The 4,193-nt window shown below is 68.1% G+C and carries 5 protein-coding genes; all 5 read right to left on the reverse strand.

The window, feature by feature from the left end:
- The coding region (locus ACY69P_RS14720; protein WP_462328016.1) for a hypothetical protein at positions 1-1,044 on the reverse strand (1,044 nt) is incomplete at its 3' end.
- Entirely contained in the window at positions 1,041-2,540 is a 1,500-nt protein-coding gene (locus ACY69P_RS14725) for a hypothetical protein (RefSeq protein ID WP_462328017.1), read from the reverse strand. The genes ACY69P_RS14720 and ACY69P_RS14725, both read right to left, overlap by 4 nt.
- Before the next feature lie 2 nt (positions 2,541-2,542).
- Entirely contained in the window at positions 2,543-3,496 is a 954-nt protein-coding gene (locus ACY69P_RS14730; protein WP_462328018.1) for a hypothetical protein, read from the reverse strand.
- Positions 3,493-3,957: a hypothetical protein gene (locus tag ACY69P_RS14735; RefSeq protein WP_462328019.1), complete on the reverse strand. Its 465-nt coding sequence runs from the start codon at positions 3,955-3,957 to the stop codon at positions 3,493-3,495. Before ACY69P_RS14735 ends, ACY69P_RS14730 begins: the two co-directional genes overlap by 4 nt.
- 2 nt (positions 3,958-3,959) lie before the next feature.
- On the reverse strand, positions 3,960-4,193 hold a 234-nt coding region (locus ACY69P_RS14740; RefSeq protein ID WP_462328020.1), incomplete at its 5' end, for a hypothetical protein.

A 4,193-nucleotide genomic window follows, 5' to 3' on the forward strand; every position in this document is an offset into this window, starting at 1 on the left:
CACCGCCGTGCCCGCACCGGCGAAGCCGCCAGCCGCCACCGCCGTCGGCCCAAAGACCATACGCGCGCCCTGCCCCGGCTCCAGCGCGTCCATCCCCGCGCGTCGCCGTGCGGCCTGCTGCACCTCTGCGGTGGTCATCTCGCCCGCCTCTTCGGCGGGAAGCACCTTGAGGTAGTTCATCGCAAGGGTTTTTAGCGTACTCCGGACGGAATCAAAGGCCGGACGCGACCACGGCTTTGTTACTTTAAGGAGCGCCCCGCCGATGAGGTCCGAAAGCGCCTCCCCGCCGCCCTCGGCTACGGCGGACGCCAAGGCTTCGGGCTTCACGTCCTGCGGGTCCAGCCCCTGCTTTTGCGCTTCCTCCAGAAACTGATCGTACTCCGCCGCGCCAAGCACGGTGCCGCCGCCAAGAGCGTACCCCACAAGGCTTCCTGCGGGGCCGGCCGGAACAGCCGCCACCGCGCCGGGCAGGCCTGCGGCAATGGAGACCGGTGCGGACGCCGCGCCCTCGTACAGCGCGCGCCGGACCTCACTCTGGCGCGCCTGCGTGGACGGCTGGAAGAACGGCAAACGCTCGGCCCGCTCCGTGCCAGCAATAACGCGGGACGGCAGACCGCCCTGCGTCTCGTCCCCGGCTCTGCCAAGGGCCGTGCGCGCCGCGCGGGCAAAGGTCTGCGGCGTATCAAGGACAAGGCCACGCGCCAGCGCCGCGCCGACATCCTCGCCCACGGTGCGGCGCGGCGGAGCATCCGTCCCCGGTTCTGGTGCTTCCAGCTCGCCGCGTCCCCACGCGCCAAGGCCGATGCCAAGGGGCGTCACGGGCCGGATGCGTCCAAGCAGCCGCGCCGCGGGCTTCACGTAGGCATCAAGGAAGCCTGAGGCACTGTCGTCAGGCGGCGCAGGCTGTTGTTCGCCCTGCGGCTCGCCCTGAAAACCATCGAGCCCAGCAACATACTGCCGGGACGCCGCAAGCATCTCCTCCCGGCTCATGGAATCGGGGAACGCCACAACCTTTCCGTCCGGCATGCGTACGTTGACCATCATTCAAAGGTCCCGGTCGAAGGATTGAACACAAAGTCGGCCCCGCCCGCCTGCGACATGGTCAGCCCCTCGCCGTCCTGCGCAAAGGGGCTCATGCCCGCGGCGATGCGCTTTCGCGCGTGGTGGACGGCCTTTTGGAGAATCTGGGGCGTAGCCTTGTCGCCGCGCAGAAGCAGGTCCACTTCCTCGCGGCTGAGCGTTGGCACCAGAAGCGGGATTTCGCGCTCTTTGCCGTCGAATTCAACGCCGACGGAAAGCTCTGTGGAGATGCCGCCGCCGGGGCGCTCCAGTTCGCCGAGGAAGCCCTGCCCCTTGGGCGTGCCGTCCACGCGCAGGCCGTAGCCGCGTCCCTGTTGTGGGCGCCCCTGCTGTACTGGCGGCTGCTCGCGCGCGGGCATGGGCGCGGCCTGTTGAGGCGCGCCGTTCTGCGGCTTGCGCACCTTGGCCCGGACCATGGATCCGCCGCTGATGCCGGGGTCTTGAAGCTGTGGCTCCAGCCCCTTGCCGCGCATACTGTCCGGCAGGAAGCGGATGCCAAAACGCTTCATGTTCTCCGGCGAGGCCGCCACGGTGACGGGATTGCCCCAGACGTCCTTCTGGCCCGTGTTGGCGATGGCGTCCCACGCGCGCTTAAAGTCCACCCACGAGGACACGGTAGAGCCGTCGGGCATAATCCACACGCCGCCGGGGCTGTCGGCTGTCTTGGGCTGTGGCGGCGCAGGCTTTTGACCGCCCTTGACCGGGACCGCTCGCGGGCCGTCCTCACCGGGCTGTACCGTGTAGAGCGAGCCGCCCACGGTGTAGATTTTCGGCGGCTTGTCCTCGCGCGGGGCCTGCGCGCCGGGAATGGGCACCGCGCGCATTCCGCCCGCGTCGTCGCTGACGATGTTCACGAGGCTTCCGCCCACATTGCGGATGAGCGGGTCTTTCTCCTTGGCCGTGCCAAAGCGCGCGTTGAGCCAGGAGCGAAAGCCCTCGGGCGAGCGCATGGCCGCGGCCTTTTGCACCGCGTCGCCGGGTCCGGCAAAGCGGATGTCGCCGCCTTCCACGTACTGCTTGGCTCCGTCCTTGCCCTGACGGTAGGGGCGCAGGGTAAAGGCCTCGCCCTTGCCTGTGACGGCCTCGTAGCGGTAGTCGTCGGGAAAGATGTCCGAGGCCACCTGCGCCACCACCTGCGGGTCGCCGTCGGACAGAATGACCTTGCGCACGGCGTCGTCGCGCTGGCGCGTGAGCTGCGTCATCTCGTGGCGGAGCTTGGCGGCGTCGTACCCAAGGCGCTGGGCGGCCTGCTCAAGCTGGGCAGACTGCGCCCTGCCATGACGCCGCGCGGCCTCGTCCCACACCTTGGGGCTGACGTTGTCCGGGCGCTCCTGCGGGCCATAGCCGCCGCTGTGGCGCTGCATAAGGTCGTCCACGTCGCGTTCAAACATGCCGGCCTTGGCGTCCTTCACCACCTGACTGCCCACCATTCCCAGCTTTACCCAGTCGTCAAATCCCATGGCTAGCTTCCTCCCAAAAGGCCGAGGCCTGCCCCGCCCATGGCGCCAATTGCGGTGCCCCAGCCGGGCATAATCTGCGTGCCAATCATCGCGCCGCCCATGGCGCCGCCTGCGGCATTGCCTGCTCCGCCGCCCTTGCCGGTGGTCCGGACGCTTACCGGCTGCATGCCGTAGTTGTTGGCGGCCATAGCCTGCGAGGACAGCCCAAGGGCCATATCCCCGGCGTTATGCACGGGCATCCGCTGCATATCCGCGCGGGTGTGGGGCATCGCGGCCAGCGCCATGCCGCCGGTGTCCCCCGTCCCCGGTAGGCCCGAGGCCCGGCCACGCACCTGCATGGCCGTGGTCATCTTGGAAAACGCCCGGTCCTTCTCCTGCTCCCGCGCTATGGTGCGCGCTCCGCCCATGGCGCGGGCCTTGTCCAGCCCGGTATCCGCAAGAAGCGCCGCCGTACGTCCGCCCGTCAGGCCCATACGCGCGGCGCTCCGGCGCACGGCCCCGCCAGCGTCCTTAAAGCTCTGGGCAACGTCCGCGGACGCGCGCCCCATGGCTCCGGCCACATCCGGGCCCTTGGCGGCCTCGGCGTAGAACTGCTGCGTGACCGGGGCGGCGGCCTCCAGCTCGCTGAGCTGGGTTTCACGCAGGGCGTCCTTGACGGCGCGGCCCTCGGTGATGTCGCGCATCTGTTCCTGAAGCCCAAGGCGCGCCGCCTCCGTGCGCAGGGGCAACAGCTCCGACTGCGACGACAGCTCGGCGCTGCGAAGGCCCTGCTCCTGCGGCAACAGGTCGCGGTTTGCGCCCACCACCTGCTCCTCATAGGGCAGGAAATGGTCCAGATAGATATTGAACAGGTCATCCGCGCGGGCGTCCTGCTTCTCCGCAATGCTCGCCATGCGCCGCGCGGCCTGCGGGTCCTGCGCCGTGTATTCAACGTTCTTGCCGGTATCGAGACTCATGACCGCTCCTCCAGATAGCTCCCGAAGCTTTCGTCATGGATCATGCGCCGGATCTCGGGACTGACCGTACGCATCCAGTCGTATCCGCCCACGATGTAGGCGCACATGTTCACGATGTCCCCGGCCATATCCCGCAGGACAAAGGCCACGTGCATCTCATGCCCGCGCCCGCTCTCCTCAAAGCGGTTGGCGTCGAACCACGCGTTCATATAGCTGGCCATCAGCGGCACCAGCTTGGCGTAATGCCGCGCGTAGAAGGGATTTCGCGGCAGTTCCACCAGTGCGTACCAAAAGGCCCGGTTCACGGCTTCGGGCGGCACGTCCCGGTCGCCGTCGATGATGTCGTCCCACACCTGCGAAATGTGGCTGACCATATGCACAAGGGCGGCGGCGTCCGTGTCGCCGCGCAGAAAATGCAGAATACGGCGGGACTGGCGGCGCTGCGCGAGGGTCTGGGGCATGGTCAGTCTCCTATGGCGATGATGTTCACGTCCCCGCTGGCGAGGACCGTGGCGCTGGCAAGGTGAAAGTCGAACGCGTCGAACTGGATTTCGTTGGTGATCCCGGACGGGTTGGTCGCGTAGCGCCACAGCGTGGCGGATACGGTGACGCTGGTCAGCGTCAGCGACGCCGACGCGGCGCAGTTGGTGAGCGAGGTGAAGGCCAGCTCAAAGGACGAGGACGACAGCACCGAGCC

Source organism: Desulfobaculum sp. (genome assembly GCF_054921475.1).

Coding starts and splice junctions, on each gene's coding strand:
- ACY69P_RS14725 (WP_462328017.1), bottom strand. CDS start 2,540: ATGGGATTTGACGACTGGGTAAAGCTGGGAATGGTGGGCAGTCAGGTG.
- ACY69P_RS14730 (WP_462328018.1), bottom strand. CDS start 3,496: ATGAGTCTCGATACCGGCAAGAACGTTGAATACACGGCGCAGGACCCG.
- ACY69P_RS14735 (WP_462328019.1), bottom strand. CDS start 3,957: ATGCCCCAGACCCTCGCGCAGCGCCGCCAGTCCCGCCGTATTCTGCAT.